At 68.7% G+C, this 13,651-nt stretch carries 14 protein-coding genes, 1 tRNA gene and 1 pseudogene; 9 read left to right on the top strand and 7 right to left on the bottom strand.

Features of this window, described 5'->3' with window-relative positions:
- The first annotated feature begins 43 nt into the window (after nt 1–43).
- The 4 genes from ACFVYK_RS08890 to ACFVYK_RS08875 all read left to right on the top strand — a co-directional run bounded on the left by ACFVYK_RS08890 (nt 44) and on the right by ACFVYK_RS08875 (nt 3,138).
- Complete coding sequence (locus tag ACFVYK_RS08890) at nt 44–661, top strand: hypothetical protein (RefSeq protein WP_389770373.1); 618 nt, start codon at nt 44–46, stop codon at nt 659–661.
- Nucleotides 662–925: 264 nt separating this feature from the next.
- On the top strand, nt 926–1,396 hold the full coding sequence (locus ACFVYK_RS08885; protein WP_389770370.1) for a VOC family protein: 471 nt from the start codon (nt 926–928) through the stop codon (nt 1,394–1,396).
- A gap of 1,047 nt (nt 1,397–2,443) precedes the next feature.
- Nucleotides 2,444–2,806, top strand: a complete 363-nt coding sequence (locus tag ACFVYK_RS08880; RefSeq protein ID WP_389770368.1) for a hypothetical protein — start codon at nt 2,444–2,446, stop codon at nt 2,804–2,806.
- On the top strand, nt 2,803–3,138 hold the full coding sequence (locus ACFVYK_RS08875) for a transcriptional regulator (RefSeq protein WP_389770365.1): 336 nt from the start codon (nt 2,803–2,805) through the stop codon (nt 3,136–3,138). Before ACFVYK_RS08880 ends, ACFVYK_RS08875 begins: the two co-directional genes overlap by 4 nt.
- A 413-nt stretch (nt 3,139–3,551) precedes the next feature.
- Here ACFVYK_RS08875 and ACFVYK_RS08870 read toward each other — a convergent pair whose 3' ends face one another.
- A complete protein-coding gene (locus ACFVYK_RS08870; protein WP_389770363.1) occupies nt 3,552–4,034 on the bottom strand; it encodes a DUF4145 domain-containing protein in 483 nt (160 codons plus the stop codon).
- Here ACFVYK_RS08870 and ACFVYK_RS08865 point away from each other — a divergent pair.
- Nucleotides 3,954–4,393 (top strand): annotated as a pseudogene (locus tag ACFVYK_RS08865) (tyrosine-type recombinase/integrase); the annotation flags it as partial. The gene ACFVYK_RS08870 and the pseudogene ACFVYK_RS08865 sit on opposite strands and share 81 nt — an antisense overlap.
- Nucleotides 4,394–4,509: 116 nt before the next feature.
- Here ACFVYK_RS08865 and ACFVYK_RS08860 read toward each other — a convergent pair.
- From ACFVYK_RS08860 to ACFVYK_RS08850, 3 genes are all read right to left on the bottom strand, one after another.
- A tRNA-Pro gene (locus ACFVYK_RS08860) sits at nt 4,510–4,583 on the bottom strand.
- Between the two features lie 42 nt (nt 4,584–4,625).
- On the bottom strand, nt 4,626–5,411 hold the full coding sequence (locus ACFVYK_RS08855; RefSeq protein WP_389770360.1) for a Pr6Pr family membrane protein: 786 nt from the start codon (nt 5,409–5,411) through the stop codon (nt 4,626–4,628).
- Between the two features lie 234 nt (nt 5,412–5,645).
- Nucleotides 5,646–6,572 carry a metallophosphoesterase gene (locus ACFVYK_RS08850; protein ID WP_389770358.1) on the bottom strand — a complete coding sequence of 309 codons (927 nt, stop codon included), beginning with the start codon at nt 6,570–6,572 and terminating at the stop codon, nt 5,646–5,648.
- Between the two features lie 94 nt (nt 6,573–6,666).
- Here ACFVYK_RS08850 and ACFVYK_RS08845 point away from each other — a divergent pair, with 94 nt between their 5' ends.
- A complete protein-coding gene (locus ACFVYK_RS08845; RefSeq protein WP_389770356.1) occupies nt 6,667–7,131 on the top strand; it encodes a GatB/YqeY domain-containing protein in 465 nt (154 codons plus the stop codon).
- 172 nt (nt 7,132–7,303) lie between these two features.
- Here ACFVYK_RS08845 and ACFVYK_RS08840 read toward each other — a convergent pair whose 3' ends face one another.
- Nucleotides 7,304–9,589 carry a transglycosylase domain-containing protein gene (locus tag ACFVYK_RS08840; protein WP_389770354.1) on the bottom strand — a complete coding sequence of 762 codons (2,286 nt, stop codon included), beginning with the start codon at nt 9,587–9,589 and terminating at the stop codon, nt 7,304–7,306.
- A 407-nt stretch (nt 9,590–9,996) separates the two neighbouring features.
- Here ACFVYK_RS08840 and wblA point away from each other — a divergent pair, with 407 nt between their 5' ends.
- Nucleotides 9,997–10,335: a transcriptional regulator WblA gene (wblA, locus tag ACFVYK_RS08835; RefSeq protein WP_069768403.1), complete on the top strand. Its 339-nt coding sequence runs from the start codon at nt 9,997–9,999 to the stop codon at nt 10,333–10,335.
- Nucleotides 10,336–10,349: 14 nt separating this feature from the next.
- Here the strand turns inward: wblA and ACFVYK_RS08830 are convergent, their stop codons facing one another.
- Both ACFVYK_RS08830 and ACFVYK_RS08825 read right to left on the bottom strand, forming a co-directional pair.
- Entirely contained in the window at nt 10,350–11,936 is a 1,587-nt protein-coding gene (locus tag ACFVYK_RS08830; RefSeq protein ID WP_389770351.1) for an ArsA family ATPase, read from the bottom strand.
- The gene (locus ACFVYK_RS08825) at nt 11,933–12,910 is read right to left on the bottom strand and encodes an ArsA-related P-loop ATPase (RefSeq protein WP_389770349.1); all 978 of its coding nucleotides are present in this window, start codon (nt 12,908–12,910) and stop codon (nt 11,933–11,935) included. Before ACFVYK_RS08825 ends, ACFVYK_RS08830 begins: the two co-directional genes overlap by 4 nt.
- A gap of 119 nt (nt 12,911–13,029) precedes the next feature.
- Here ACFVYK_RS08825 and ACFVYK_RS08820 point away from each other — a divergent pair, with 119 nt between their 5' ends.
- On the top strand, nt 13,030–13,188 hold the full coding sequence (locus ACFVYK_RS08820) for a DUF4177 domain-containing protein (RefSeq protein ID WP_020129281.1): 159 nt from the start codon (nt 13,030–13,032) through the stop codon (nt 13,186–13,188).
- Nucleotides 13,185–13,649, top strand: coding sequence for a RidA family protein (locus ACFVYK_RS08815; protein ID WP_069768406.1), 465 nt, complete (start codon nt 13,185–13,187; stop codon nt 13,647–13,649). The genes ACFVYK_RS08820 and ACFVYK_RS08815 overlap by 4 nt, the downstream gene beginning before the upstream one ends.
- Nucleotides 13,650–13,651 lie beyond the last annotated feature (2 nt).

Below are 13,651 nucleotides of genomic sequence, written 5' to 3'. Positions count from 1 at the left end.
CGGCATCGGCCGGTGATCACAGCCATGACGGGGGCGGGCACGGATGAAGTCCTGGCAGGAGTGGGGAGCCGAGCTCGCCGACCGGTTGGCCGACGCGTCCCCGGACGAGCGCATCGTGTTCGCCGTCGGGGTGGCGGAGCGTCTGATGCGGGCCGAGGAGGCCCTGCCGGAAGGCGACCGGGCGGAGTACGCCCTCGAACTGCGGCCGATGCTCAACGCGCTGTGGGAGGCCGCGTTGGGAAATCAGACCGCTTTCGGGGAGATCAAGCACGGGATGGGCGAGCACCTCCTGAGCGAGTACTGCCACAACGACGGCCAGGACGGCCCCGGTGACGCCGACGAGCCGGCGGCGGCCGCAGTGCTCTGCGCCGCGGCGGCCTACCTGTTCGGCTCAGGCGATCTGGCCTCGGTGGTGAGCAGCCGCGCCGTGGAGGCGGCGGACCAGCGCTCGAACCGGGAGGACGGCCACGCCGACGACCCTGACGGCGCCCTCACCGCCGAGCTGCGCCGTCAGCTCCAGGACCTGGCCCTCATCAGCCGGTACAGCGCGTCCCTGCGTCACGCGAGCCTGGGACTCGACATCGAGACCTCCACCCGACTGCACCGAGTCCTGCGCATCCCGTTGTCGTCGACCGAGTCCGAGGGCCCCCACCAGGCCTGAACGCCAAGAAGTGCGCAGACGCCGAATGCGCCGACCAGGCGTCGGCGGCCGGCCGTTCGAGCGGCGAGGCGAAGCCCCACGCAAGACGGACAGAAGGCCCGGGGCCACCCAAGACCCACCGAAGACCCACCGAAGACTCACCGAAGACGTAGCGAAGACGTAGTGAAGACCCACCCAAGATCCCCCGGGATCCGCCGATGAGTTCCGCCGACCGGGCCGGTCTACCAAGACGTACGCCATCGAGCCACTGACCGGAGACCCGCCATGACCACTTCCGCACACCCCGGCCGCATGCTGTTCCTGAACATCCCCGTAGCGGACCTCGAGCGCAGCAAGGCGTTCTTCGCGAAGCTCGGATTCAGCTTCAACCCGAAGTTCACCGACGAGACCGCAGCCTGCATGCTGGTCGGCGAGCAGGCGTTCGTCATGCTGCTCAGCCGCGAGAAGTTCGCGGAGTTCGCGAAGCTGCCGATGGCCGATCCCACCACGCACACGCTGGCGCTCTACTGCTTCAGTGTGTCGTCCCGCGACGAGGTCGACTCGGTCAGCGCCGCCGCGCTCGCGGCGGGCGGCTCCGAGGTGGACGGCGCCGAGGACTACGGCTTCATGTACTCACGCAGCTTCTACGACCTCGACGGCCACGGCTGGCAGGTCATGTGGATGGACCCGGCAGCGGCTGAACAGGGCCCCGAGGCGTTCGCGGCCTCCACACAGGACGCCGACACCCCGGCCTGACCGCCGGGCCGCGCGCACCACCGCTGAGCCGCGCGCATACGACCGCTGAGCCGCGCGCATACCGGGCCGCGCCGGCTCGTCCCGCCGGCACGCTCCGCATCCTCGGTGGGGTACACGTCGGCGTTGGGTCATGACGACAGCGCCGCGGCCACCCGGCGCGGGTCGCCCCGAGGGTGATCGGGTCAAGGCATGTGTCGGGTGTGGGCGCAGTCGGTGTGGCGGGTGAGGCGCGGGGGCCACCTGAAGATCGCGAGGACCCGGGCGCCCTGTGCCGGTCGAGTTCCGGCGTCTTCGCTGAGCGAGGCGGTCGAGGTGTCGGTGGCATGTTCCGGTCGTCGTCCACGGCTGCTTCGGCCCGCCCGTCCGGGGAAGCGGAGGGGCGGGCCGAGGAGAACCTGTCGGGTGTCGAGCGGACCGCGGGCGACGAGAGCCTGCTGCCAGGTGGTGAGCGCGGCCTGGGTCGTCGTGGGGTCGAGGGGGACCACTGCTGGCTTTCCACCATGTCCCGGTAGTGCCATGAACGAGCGGCGGAAGCACCGCTTTAGGAGTTCGATCAGACCCCGCTCCGGCTGCTGCCGTCGACTGGTGCGACGGTCGGACGGAGACGCTGGTGTACGCCCCCGTCCGGCGTCGTTGATGTCAGCCGTGGATGTCAGCCGTGGATGTCAGAAGCCTTCTGATCCGTAGCTCTACGTGGCTCGGCCGGCCGGGGGGGCGGGGCGCGGTGAGTGTCGCGGGAGTCGCTTTCCGGGCGTTGGTGGATGTTGTACCCCGCTGGGCCCTCGTCGCGAACCGGATGCCCAGACGCCCACGTCACATCAGGCGTACGGAAGTACTTTCGTCCTACAAAAGTAGATGTCATGATGAGGACAACTGAGGAAGCACTATGGAGGGACGGGAGAACCCATGCCTAGCAGCGAGCACTTCAGCTCGGCCACGGCCAGGAGCGACCTGCAGGCCGCGCAACGGGCCCAACTGACCGCGAACACATCGCCCCCCTACCCAACGTGGTGGGCCCCTGTGGCAGGCGTTACTCACGGATTCGGAATGGCCCTGGCCGCCGGGCCGCTTCTCTACGAGGCGGATGGTGCGGCTTGGAAGCTTGCGTTACTGCTCGCTACGATCGTGACGCTGTCCGTCTTCCCGGCCATGTGCGCGGTGCGGGTGACCCGCATGCGGGTCCGTGCCTGGCCACCACGTGGAACCATGAGACAACGCGCGCTCGTCGAAGGCCTCCCGGTGGTCGCCTATGGGTTGGCCGCCCTTGCTTTCCTTGCGTTCGGCTGGAGCGTGGGGGCGATCGCTCTAGGAATTCTCGGAGGAGGCTCCCTGTGGTGGCGAGAAACCCAGAAGAACTCCCTCCGCTCCAAGTCGGTCGCGATGCTGAAGGCGTCGGGGCACACGGAATGAACCATGCCGTGTCACCGGCGCTGGACCAGGCCATTCACCATCCGACACGGCTGACCATGATGGCATTCCTCGCTGGTTGCGCCGAAGCCGAATTCGCCGCAGTCCGTGAGTACTGTCATGTCTCCGACGCGAGTGTCAGCCGCATCGCGACCGCCCTGGAGGAGGTCGGGTACGTCCAGGTCCGTAAAGGAGCGGTCGGGCGCCGCCCACGCACTTGGTTGTCGCTGACATCGGCGGGCCGTACGGCTCTCAAGCGTCACCTTGCTGCGCTGCAAGCCATCGTCGACGCGGCGCAAGCAGCAGGCGCGGAAGCAAGCGATCACGATAGTTGAGGCGCGACTCAGTGCAGTTTCGGCGACAGCCTTAGGAGGAGCGCGGCAGCGGCCGGCTCTTCAAGGTCGGCGGAGCTGCCTTGGGCTGAAGTCACGTTGACGTGAGTGATTATGACCCGTAGATGTCAAAGGCCCCGGACCATGATCGGTCCGGGTCCTTTGTGTTGGTGCCCCCCGGCAGGATTCGAACCTGCGACACCCGCTTTAGGAGAGCGGCTGGGTTGTCTTCCTCCTGAGCTGCGGTTTCACCGATCCAGGAAGCGGGCGAGCACTCGCCCATGAGGCACCGGTGTTGACCGTGGCTGACCCCTGCATCTGGCACGGTTGTGGCACGCGACCTCTTCGCGGCGAGATGCACCACTGAGCGGCTGCGATGGTCCGTGGAGCCTTGCCGTGAGTGCTGCGTCAGGAGCTCAGATGCTGGGCTGTCCTTCTGACGCGGTGGTGTTCACCGACGCAGTGCCTGCTTGGGACCGTTCCAGGCGTCGCTGACGGGCACGGGCCACGCGAGCCGGGGACTGAAACAGGTCGTTCAGCACCTCATCCCTGAGTGTCAAGATCTCTTCGGCCGCCTCGTGATCAACGGGGGTGAGACCGCCATGGGCTACCTCATTGCCGCCGAAGCGCACCTCGTGTGCTGCTTCCTTGATGTGCCCACGTAGCAGACCCAGTTGGTGGAGCTCATCGATCTTCGCGATCAGGCTCCCTCTGGTGACACCCTTTTCCTTCGCGGACGCTTCGACCACTGCACGGGCAAGTGAAACGGCAGCTCGGTCAGCCTTGATACTCAGACAGTCGTGCGCCTCAACCGCGAGCGACGCGGGGACACCAAGACCCGGAAGTCCCGGCGCACGCTCGCTCTGCCGGCGCGCTGCGTCGCTGCTCTGTGGCAGCAATTCGAGATCAGGGCTGGGATCGGCTCGCCGCCGACGAGAAGTGGGAGGAACACGGGCTCGTCTTCTCCTCGGCCGTGGGCAAGCCGCTCGACGCCGTCAACGTCCGCCGCGCCTTCCGCCAGGCGCTCAAGGACGTCGACGGGATCGACGCTGACGAGTGGACTCCGCGGGAGCTCCGGCACAGCTTCGTGTCACTGCTGTCCGACCGTGGCGTGCCGCTGGAAGTGATTTCGCGGCTCGTCGGGCACTCTGGGACGGCTGTGACGGAGGAGGTCTACCGGAAGCAGATCCGGCCCGTCATCCAGACCGAGGCTGTCGCCTTGGACGGTATCTTCGGCACCGATCCGCGGCGGCCGTAGCTGTCGTAGTCACGCAGTCGAGCACTCAGGAATCGAGAGTCACGCACTTAGACACGCAGCAACGCCAGAGGGCCCTTACCGATTCGGTAAGGGCCCTCTGAACTGCAATTTAGCTGTCGGGGTGGCGGGATTTGAACCCACGACCTCTTCGTCCCGAACGAAGCGCGCTGCCAAGCTGCGCTACACCCCGATGTCGCTGCTTGTCCTGCTTGTCGCGGCGACGTCGTTTACTTTAGCCCACTGGTGGCTGGAGACGAAATCCGGTTTTGGGGCGGTGAGTGATCGGGTTCGGGCGGACGTGGTCGAGGGCTACGACGGCGACCGCGAGGGCGTAGAAGCTGAGGCCGAGCAGGAGGGCGTTGGCCAAGGTGTGCTTGTAGCCGTGGGCCTCGGCGTCGAGGAACGGGTAGAGATAGCGGCCCGGTGTGCCGGCGGCGATCACCTGGGCGCGAGCCAGGCAGAACGCCAGGTAGACGAAGGGATAGAGCATCCATGTGGCGGCCCGGCGCAGGCGCATGCGGCCCGGGGCCGTCAGCAGCAGCCAGTCCAGGACGGCGGCCACCGGCGTCACGGTATGGAGCAGGTGGCCGACGACCGCGTGCCAGCCGGTCGGGGCGGTGTTCGTGCTGGTCACCGAGAAGGGCACGGATGCGTCGGCCAGGAGCAGGTGGTACACCAGGCCGGTGATCATCACGTAGAGCAGCGCGGCCCCCGTCAGAGCCGCGGGGAGCGGGCGGCGGGCGCTCCAGGCGCGGCGAGCGGACAGCAGCGTGACCAGGGCGAGCAGGATGTTGCTCTGGATCGCGAAGTGGCTCAGCGTCCGCAGCGGGCTGCCGAGAAGGAAGGCGAGGGTCACGCCCGCCGCCGCCGTGCCGGCCAGCAGCAGGCGGAGAACGGCGGCCAGGGGGCGGCGTACCGGGGCCACCACCGCTGAGGCGGGGACGGAGGAGAGCAGGAGCGCGTGGGTCCGCGGAATCGCAGGCAGATCCGGGATGTCCCTGGGTATCGGCGCGGTCATGCCCTCACGCTAGGCAGGCGGGAGGAAAGGGGCGATACGGGTGGGCTGTTCGGGGGATGCCCCGGACCCGGACCCGAGATCCGGACAGGGACCTCGAGACCTCGCCCTGGACCTCGACCTCGACCTGGACCCGGATCCGGACGCGGCCCGGCCCTCGACCTAGAGCTGGACCAGGACCTCGACCTGATCCTCGACCTCAACCTGAAGCGGGACCGGGACCGGGGCTTCCTTGTCCTACTCCTTCTCCACCAACGTCAGCAACGTCACCTCCGGCGGGCAGGCGAACCTCACCGGGGTGTAGCGGCTCGTGCCGCAGCCCGCCGAGACGTGCAGGTAGGACGTGCGTCCCTCCGCCGTGTGCGTCGACAGGCCCTTCACGCGATCCGTGTCCAGGTCGCAGTTGGTGACCAGCGCCCCGTAGAAGGGGATGCACACCTGACCGCCGTGGGTGTGGCCCGCCAGGATCAGGGGGTAGCCGTCGGCCGTGAAGGGGTCGAGGGCCCGCAGGTAGGGGGCGTGCACCACGCCCATCGAGAAGTCGGACGACGCCGACGGGCCGCCGGCCACCCGGGCATAGCGGTCGCGCTTGATGTGCGGGTCGTCCAGGCCCGTCAGCTCCACCGACGCGCCCTCGATCTTCAGCACGCCCCGGGTGTTCGTCAGGTTCAGCCAGCCCGCCGCGTCGAAACCGTCGCGCAGGTCCTCCCACGGGTTGTGGATGACGTTCGTCGCGGGCGGGTTGCCGTTCAGGCCGTGGCGGCCCTGGGTCTTCTCGAAGAGGTAGCGGGCGGGGTTGCGCATCCTGGGGCCGTAGTAGTCGTTCGAGCCGAAGACGTACGCGCCCGGGAACTCCATCAGGGGCCCCAGTGCGTCCAGGGTCTCAGGGACGCCCTCGGGGTCGGACAGGTTGTCGCCGGTGTTGATCACGAAGTCGGGGCGCAGTCCGGCCAGCGAGCGCAGCCAGCGCTGCTTCTTGCGCTGACCGCCGACCATGTGGATGTCGGAGACCTGCAGCACACGCAGAGGACGCATCCCGGCAGGCAGGACGGGGACGGTGACCCGTCGGAGGCGGAAGGAGCGGGCCTCGAAACCCGCCGCGTACGCCAGACCGGCGGCGCCGGCCGCAGCAATGGACAGAGGTACTCCGTATCGCGCGCGCATACGCCCATCGTGTCAGACGCGGCCAACGTCCTTTGCCCCGCCGCCCCTTAAATCGGCGGGCGTGCGGCCGCCCGCACCTGCGACAATCAGACCCATGACCACGCTCAAGTCGAAGTTGCACGAAGACCTCAACGCCGCGATCAAGGAGCGCGACGAGCTCCGCTCCTCGACGCTCCGGCTGACCCTCGCCGCGATCACCAAGGAAGAGGTCGCGGGCAAGGAGAAGCGCGAGCTCTCCGACGACGAGGTCCTCAAGGTGATCACCAAGGAGGCGAAGAAGCGTCGTGAGGCCGCGGACGCCTTCGCGCAGGGTGGTCGCGCCGAGTCGGCCGAGCGGGAGAAGGCGGAGGGCGAGCTGCTCGCCACGTACCTGCCCAAGCAGCTCAGCGACGAGGAGCTGGACGGCATCGTCGCCCAGGCCGTCTCGGAGGCGAAGGCGGGCGGCGCCGAGGGGCCGCGGGCCATGGGCGCCGTCATGAAGATCGTGAACCCGAAGGTGGCCGGTCTGGCGGAGGGCGGCCGGGTCGCCGCCGTCGTCAGGAAGCACCTCGCGGGCTGATCCCGCTCCGCCGGGAGCAGCCGTCTGTTCCCTCGGGCCTCGCCTCGCCCGCCCCACGGCGTGGCATCGCGTCCCGCACATCGAACGGTACGACGAACGGTCCCTGACATCCCTTTCGAGAGGGGAGTCAGGGACCGTTCGGTTTGCTCACGTATCGGCGTCGGCGCCGGCCTCAGTGACGTCGGCCGCCGTTGGCGTTTCCGTTGGTCTGGCCCTGGAAGAAGGCGCCCGCGTCGGAACCGGCGGTCGAGTTGCCGCCGTTGCCGTTTCCGCCGTTGGTGAGCAGGCCGCTCAGAAAGCCGCCGTCGTCTCCGTTGCCGCCGTCGTCCCGGTTGTTGCCGCCGTTCGCGTTCCCGTCGCCGTTGCCCTTGTCGCGGTCCTTGCCGGGCGGGTTCGGGATGCTGACGAGGTTGAAGTCGCCGGATTCCTTGCCCTCCAGGGCGCCGGTCATGGCGTCGCGCCAGATCGGGCCGGGGGTGTCGCCGCCGTAGACCTGGTCGTGGAAGTGGCCGCCGATCCAGATGTTGGTCATCTCGACCTTCTGGGTGGCGCTGCCGACCCAGACGGCGCCGGAGAGCTTCGGGGTGTAGCCGACGAACCAGGCGTTCTTGCGGGAGTCGGTCGTACCCGTCTTGCCGGCGTTGTCGCGGCCGGACAGGCCGGCCTGGCGGCCTGTGCCGGAGTCGACCACACCGCTGAGCAGGGTGTTGACGGTGTCCGCGGTCTTCTCGGACATGGCCCGGGAGCAGGTGGACTTCGGGACCTCCAGCGACTTCGTCCGGTCGCCGACCTTCTGGGTGATCGACTCGATGGCGATCGGGGTGCAGTACATGCCGCGAGAGGCGAAGGCGGCGTAGGCGGTGGCCATCGTCAGCGGGGAGATGCCCTTGGAGCCGAGGGCGATGGCGGGGACCTCGGGCAGCTTGTCGCCGTTGCCCTGCACGACGTGCAGCGCGTCGGTCATCTTCACCACGGGGCACAGACCGATGTCGGAGATCATCTGCACGAAGTAGGTGTTGACCGAGAGCTCCATGGCCTTCCGCAGCTGGAAGGGGCCCTTCTCGGACTCGCTCTCGTTCTCCAGCTTCTCACCCCGCGTGTTGACCCACGGCTTGCCGCCACAGGTCTGCACCGGGCTCGGGTACGGCATCTGGTATGGCGACGAGTACTCCTGGTTCGGCGGGCGGCCCTCCTCCAGCGCGGCCGCGGCCACGAAGGGCTTGAAGGTCGATCCGGTCGGGAACCCGAAGTTCGAGCCGCCCATGGAGGAGCCGACCGAGTAGTTGTACTCGGTCTCGTTCTTGCCGTAGCCGTAGGGCTTCGACTGGCCCATTCCGAGGATCTTGCCGGTGCCGGGCTCGACGAGCGTGGCGGCCGCGGCGACCTTGTCCGACTTGTAGACGTGGTCCTTGAGCGAGCTCTGGACCGACTTCTGGGCCTGCGGTTCGAGCGTGGTGCGGATGGTCAGGCCGCCCTGGTTCCAGAGCTTCACCCGCTGTTCCTTGGTCTTGCCGAAGACCGGGTCGCTGAGGAAGACGCGCTCCACGTACTTGCAGAAGAAGCTCGCGCCCTGGACGGCGGTGATGCAGCCGTTCTTCGGCTTCTTGACCTGCAGCTCCAGCGGAGCCTTCTGCGCCGCGGCCGCCTCGCCCTCGGAGATGTCGCCGACCTCGGCCATGCGCGCCAGCACGGTGTTACGGCGCTTGGTGGCCTCGGCCTCGTCGTTGACGGGGTCGTAGCGGCTGGGCGACTGGACGATGCCGGCCAGCAGGGCCGCCTGGGGCAGGGTGAGGTTCTTGGCGTGCGTGGAGAAGTAGCGCTGCGAGGCCGCCTCGACGCCGTAGGCCTGCTCGCCGAAGAACGTGATGTTCAGGTAGTTCTCGAGGATCTTCTTCTTGCTGAGCTCTTCCTCGAGCTGGATCGCGTACTTCAGTTCCTTGATCTTGCGGCCGATGGTCTGCTGCGTGGCCTGGGCGACCTTCGTCGGGTCGTCACCGGCCTCTTCGACGGCGACGTTCTTCACCAGCTGCTGGGTGAGCGTGGACGCGCCCTGGGCGACCCCGCTGCTCTGTACGTTCTTGTTGAGCGCGCGCAGGACGCCCTTGAGGTCCACCGCGCCGTGTTCGTAGAAGCGCGAGTCCTCGATCGCGACGATCGCCTTCTGCATGTAGGGCGAAATGTTCTTGAGGTCGACCACCGTGCGGTCACGGGAGTAGACCGTGGCGATCTGTCCGCCCTCGGAGTCGAGGATCGTGGTGCGCTGGCTCAGCGGCGGCGTCTTGAGGTTGACCGGGAGTTCGTCGAACGACTCCACCGATCCCTTGGCGGCCAGGCCCAGCGCGCCGAACGCGGGCAGGGCGATACCGGCCAGCACCGCTCCCGCGAGCACACTGACACCGAGGAACTTGGCGGCCTGCTGCGTTGGCGACAGACCACCGCCCGAGCGCTTCTTTGGCATGAGGGCAGCCTACGTTCTGATTCGCCGGACACGCGTCAATGCCTTGGCCTAAGCTGCTCTCAACTGTCACAGCAGCAGGACTACGTATCAATACGTCCGGTGACCCCGAATCGTTCCGGATGTTCCCGACTTTTTTGGTGGGGGCGTGTCCGAATCCGCCTTGTGTGTCGCACGGTGCCCGTTGTGACTCAGCTGAACCGTCCCCGTTCGCCGGGAAAGTCGCATATGTCGCGGGCTCACTCCCCCGGGTGATCTGCCGCTTACCCATAGTCCGTTCGGGCCATTCAAGATTGGGCCCGAAGGGGGTGTTGCGCTGTGCCCACCTTCCGTAACGTCCTCAACTGGCGGCGGTGAATATGCCGCTGCCGCCGTGGGGGAGCCTCGATTCGGGAGAGGACGGCGCCAGTATGGGCTGGGTAACCGACTGGAGTGCGCAGGCTGCCTGCCGCACTACCGATCCGGATGAACTGTTCGTTCAGGGAGCAGCGCAGAACAGGGCCAAGGCGGTGTGCACCGGATGCCCGGTACGCACCGAATGCCTGGCGGACGCGCTCGACAACCGCGTCGAGTTCGGCGTGTGGGGAGGCATGACGGAGCGGGAGCGCCGGGCACTGCTGCGCAGGCGTCCGACGGTGACCTCCTGGCGCCGGCTCCTGGAGACGGCGCGTTCGGAGTACGAGCGTGGCGCGGGCATCCTGCCGCTCGACGACGACCAGATGTACGAGAACTACGCGGCGGTGGGCTGAGGGCGACCCTCGGCTCAGGCGTCGGCAGCCTCGGGCAGCTCCGGCCGTTCGGTCGCGAGCCGGTCCCCGATGTCCCGCAGACCCGTGAGGTCGTGCACGTCTCCGGGCAGTGCGGCCACCTCGGTCACCGCCACCTCGGGGTGGAGCGCGGTGAAGCGGTCGCGCGTGCGCTGCTCGCGGAAGAGCAGGTGCATGCGCTCCGCATGCAGCCTCAACAGGCTCGCGGTGAGGTCGTCCACAGCCCGGTCCGCGAGGTCGTCCACAGCCCGGTCCGCCTCGGTCGTCGCCGGACGATCCGGTCGATCGGCGTCCGTCGCGGCCGGACCGTCGGCGTCCGTCGCCATCATGCGGTCCGGGTCGGTTCCCGTGGTCTCGGTTGTGTCGACGCCGCCGTCCGCGGTTCGGCCGGTGTCGGTGGCCCGGGCCGCGTCGGTCGCGTGGTCCGCGGCGGCGGTGTGGTCTGCGTCGGTCGCGTGGTCTGGGGCGGTGGTGTGGTCTGCGTCGGTGGTCCGGTCCGCGTCGGTGGGGGCTCCGTGCTCCGGGCCGGGCTCGGATGATTCTGAACTGCCGTGTGTGTCGGGAGAGTTACGAAGTCGAGCCTTCCCGTCGTCCTGATCCACAATGCCGGACTCTTCAAGATTTTCCGCGGCTGCGAGCGCCCGCTCGGCGGACAGCTGGGCGGCGCCGCTGCCGTGGACGCGGTTGAGCACCAGACCCGCCAGGGGCATGTCCTCGGCGGCCAGCCGCTGCACGAAGTACGCGGCCTCCCGCAGCGCGTCCCGCTCGGGAGCCGCCACCACCAGAAACGCCGTGCCGGGCGCCTGGAGCAGCTTGTACGTGGCGTCCGCGCGGGTGCGGAAGCCCCCGAACATCGAGTCCATCGCCGCCACGAACGTCTGGACGTCCTTCAGCAGCTGCCCGCCGAGCAGCTTGCCCAGCACGCCGGTCATCATCGACATCCCGACGTTCAGGAACTTCATCCCCGCGCGACCGCCGACCTTCGCCGGAGCGAGCAGGACGCGGATCAGCTTGCCGTCCAGGAACGACCCGAGCCGCTTGGGCGCGTCCAGGAAGTCCAGCGCCGAGCGGGACGGCGGGGTGTCGACGACGATCAGGTCCCACTCGTCCCGCGCGCGGAGCTGACCCAGTTTCTCCATCGCCATGTACTCCTGCGTGCCCGCGAAGCCCGCAGAGAGGGACTGGTAGAACGGGTTGCCCAGGATCGCCGCCGCCCGCTCCGGGTCCGCGTGCGCCTCGACGATCTCGTCGAAGGTGCGCTTCATGTCGAGCATCATCGCGTGCAGTTCGCCGTCCCCCTCGACGCCCTTCACGCGGCGCGGGGTGTTGTCCAGCGAGTCGATGCCCATGGACTGCGCGAGCCGGCGCGCCGGGTCGATGGTGAGGACGACCACCTTGCGGCCGCGCTCGGCCGCCCTCAGCCCCAGCGCCGCCGCCGTCGTCGTCTTGCCGACGCCGCCCGAGCCGCAGCAGACCACGATGCGGGTCGCGGGGTCGTCGAGCAGCGGATCGAGCTCCAGCACGGGCGCGGGGGAGAGACGGCGCCGGGGGCTTCCCTCGTCGTGGGTCTGGTCCGCGCTCATGCGATCCCCTGCTTCCGCAGTTCGGTGGCGAGATGGTAGAGGCCCGCGAGGTCCATGCCTTCGGCGAGCAACGGCAGTTCGTGCAACGGCAGGCCCAGCTCGCCCAGGACCGCCCGCTGCTCGCGCTCCAGCGCGTACCGCTCCGCGTACTCCTCGGCCTGCTGCAGGAGCGGATCCACCAGCCGCTCGGCGCGCCCGCCCCGTCGCGCCCCGCCGAGGCCGGCCGCGGACAACGACCGGGCGACAGAAGAACGCGTCACGGTCCGCACGAGTTCCAGCTCGTCCTCGTCCAGCACGTCGGGGCGCACCATGTTGACGACGACCCGCCCCACCGGCAGTTTCGCCGCCCGCAGCTCGGCGATGCCGTCGGCGGTCTCCTGGACCGGCATTTCCTCAAGGAGCGTCACCAGGTGCACGGCCGTCTCCGGCGACTTCAGCACCCGCATCACGGCCTGCGCCTGATTGTGTATCGGGCCGATCCTGGCCAGCCCGGCCACCTCGTCGTTGACGTTCAGGAAGCGGGTGATGCGACCCGTGGGCGGAGCGTCCATGACGACGTAGTCGTACACGAACCGACCGCTCTTGTCCTTGCGACGTACCGCCTCGCACGCCTTGCCGGTGAGGAGCACGTCCCTCACGCCGGGGGCGATGGTGGTGGCGAAGTCGATGGCGCCGAGCTTCTTCAGGGCCCGTCCGGCGCTCCCCAGTTTGTAGAACATCTGGAGGTAGTCCAGAAGGGCCAGTTCGGGGTCGATGGCGAGGGCGTACACCTCCCCGCCGCCCGACGCTACGGCGATCTTGCGTTCCTCATAGGGCAACGCCTCTGTCTCGAAGAGCTGCGCGATGCCCTGCCGGCCCTCCACCTCGACGAGAAGCGTGCGCTTCCCTGCCGTGGCGAGGGCCAGCGCGAGGGCTGCGGCGACCGTCGTCTTGCCGGTCCCGCCCTTGCCGCTGACGACCTGGAGCCTGCTCACGTCTTCGAGCGTAACCAGTCGGCGCCCGCGACGGCCGGGAGGCTGTGGACAACGGGGGCGGCAATCGGCCACATGGCCTGGGGAACAGCCCCTCCCGTGACAGCGGATACAGTCGCCCCATGACCAAGTGGGAATACGCAACCGTGCCGCTGCTCGTCCACGCAACGAAGCAGATTCTGGACACCTGGGGCGAGGACGGCTGGGAGCTCGTCCAGGTCGTGCCCGGGCCGAACAACCCGGAGCAGCTCGTCGCGTACCTGAAGCGGGCCAAGGCGTGAGCGCGGTCGAGGCGAGGCTCGCCGAGCTGGGACTGACCCTGCCGGCGGTCGTGCCGCCGCTGGCGGCCTACCAGCCCGCGGTGCAGTCCGGCCCGTACGTGTACACCGCCGGCCAGCTGCCCATGGTGGAGGGCAAGCTGCCGGTCACCGGCAAGGTCGGCGCCGAGGTCACCCCCGAGGAGGCCAAGGAGCTGGCCCGCACCTGCGCGCTGAACGCCCTGGCCGCCGTCAAGTCGGTGGCGGGCGACCTGGACCGCGTCGCGCGCGTGGTGAAGGTCGTCGGCTTCGTGGCGTCGGCCGCGGACTTCACCGGTCAGCCCGCCGTCCTCAACGGCGCGAGCGAGCTGCTCGGCGAGGTCTTCGGCGACAAGGGCGTGCACGCGCGCAGCGCGGTGGGCGTCGCGGTGCTCCCGCTCGACGCGCCGGTGGAGGTCGAGATCCAGGTGGAACTCGTCCCGTAGCG

The organism is Streptomyces sp. NPDC058291 (assembly GCF_042880855.1).
Classification (GTDB): Bacteria; Actinomycetota; Actinomycetes; order Streptomycetales; family Streptomycetaceae; genus Streptomyces.
Note: the sequence above shows the minus strand (reverse complement) of the source record. Positions and strands in the feature narration are given on the sequence as shown.

What these genes read in the sequence shown, in the direction of transcription:
- ACFVYK_RS08890 (WP_389770373.1), top strand. Translation starts at nt 44, where the DNA reads ATGAAGTCCTGGCAGGAGTGGGGAGCCGAGCTCGCCGACCGGTTGGCC.
- ACFVYK_RS08885 (WP_389770370.1), top strand. Translation starts at nt 926, where the DNA reads ATGACCACTTCCGCACACCCCGGCCGCATGCTGTTCCTGAACATCCCC.
- ACFVYK_RS08880 (WP_389770368.1), top strand. Translation starts at nt 2,444, where the DNA reads ATGGCCCTGGCCGCCGGGCCGCTTCTCTACGAGGCGGATGGTGCGGCT.
- ACFVYK_RS08875 (WP_389770365.1), top strand. Translation starts at nt 2,803, where the DNA reads ATGAACCATGCCGTGTCACCGGCGCTGGACCAGGCCATTCACCATCCG.
- ACFVYK_RS08855 (WP_389770360.1), bottom strand. Translation starts at nt 5,411, where the DNA reads ATGACCGCGCCGATACCCAGGGACATCCCGGATCTGCCTGCGATTCCG.
- ACFVYK_RS08850 (WP_389770358.1), bottom strand. Translation starts at nt 6,572, where the DNA reads ATGCGCGCGCGATACGGAGTACCTCTGTCCATTGCTGCGGCCGGCGCC.
- ACFVYK_RS08845 (WP_389770356.1), top strand. Translation starts at nt 6,667, where the DNA reads ATGACCACGCTCAAGTCGAAGTTGCACGAAGACCTCAACGCCGCGATC.
- ACFVYK_RS08840 (WP_389770354.1), bottom strand. Translation starts at nt 9,589, where the DNA reads ATGCCAAAGAAGCGCTCGGGCGGTGGTCTGTCGCCAACGCAGCAGGCC.
- wblA (WP_069768403.1), top strand. Translation starts at nt 9,997, where the DNA reads ATGGGCTGGGTAACCGACTGGAGTGCGCAGGCTGCCTGCCGCACTACC.
- ACFVYK_RS08830 (WP_389770351.1), bottom strand. Translation starts at nt 11,936, where the DNA reads ATGAGCGCGGACCAGACCCACGACGAGGGAAGCCCCCGGCGCCGTCTC.
- ACFVYK_RS08820 (WP_020129281.1), top strand. Translation starts at nt 13,030, where the DNA reads ATGACCAAGTGGGAATACGCAACCGTGCCGCTGCTCGTCCACGCAACG.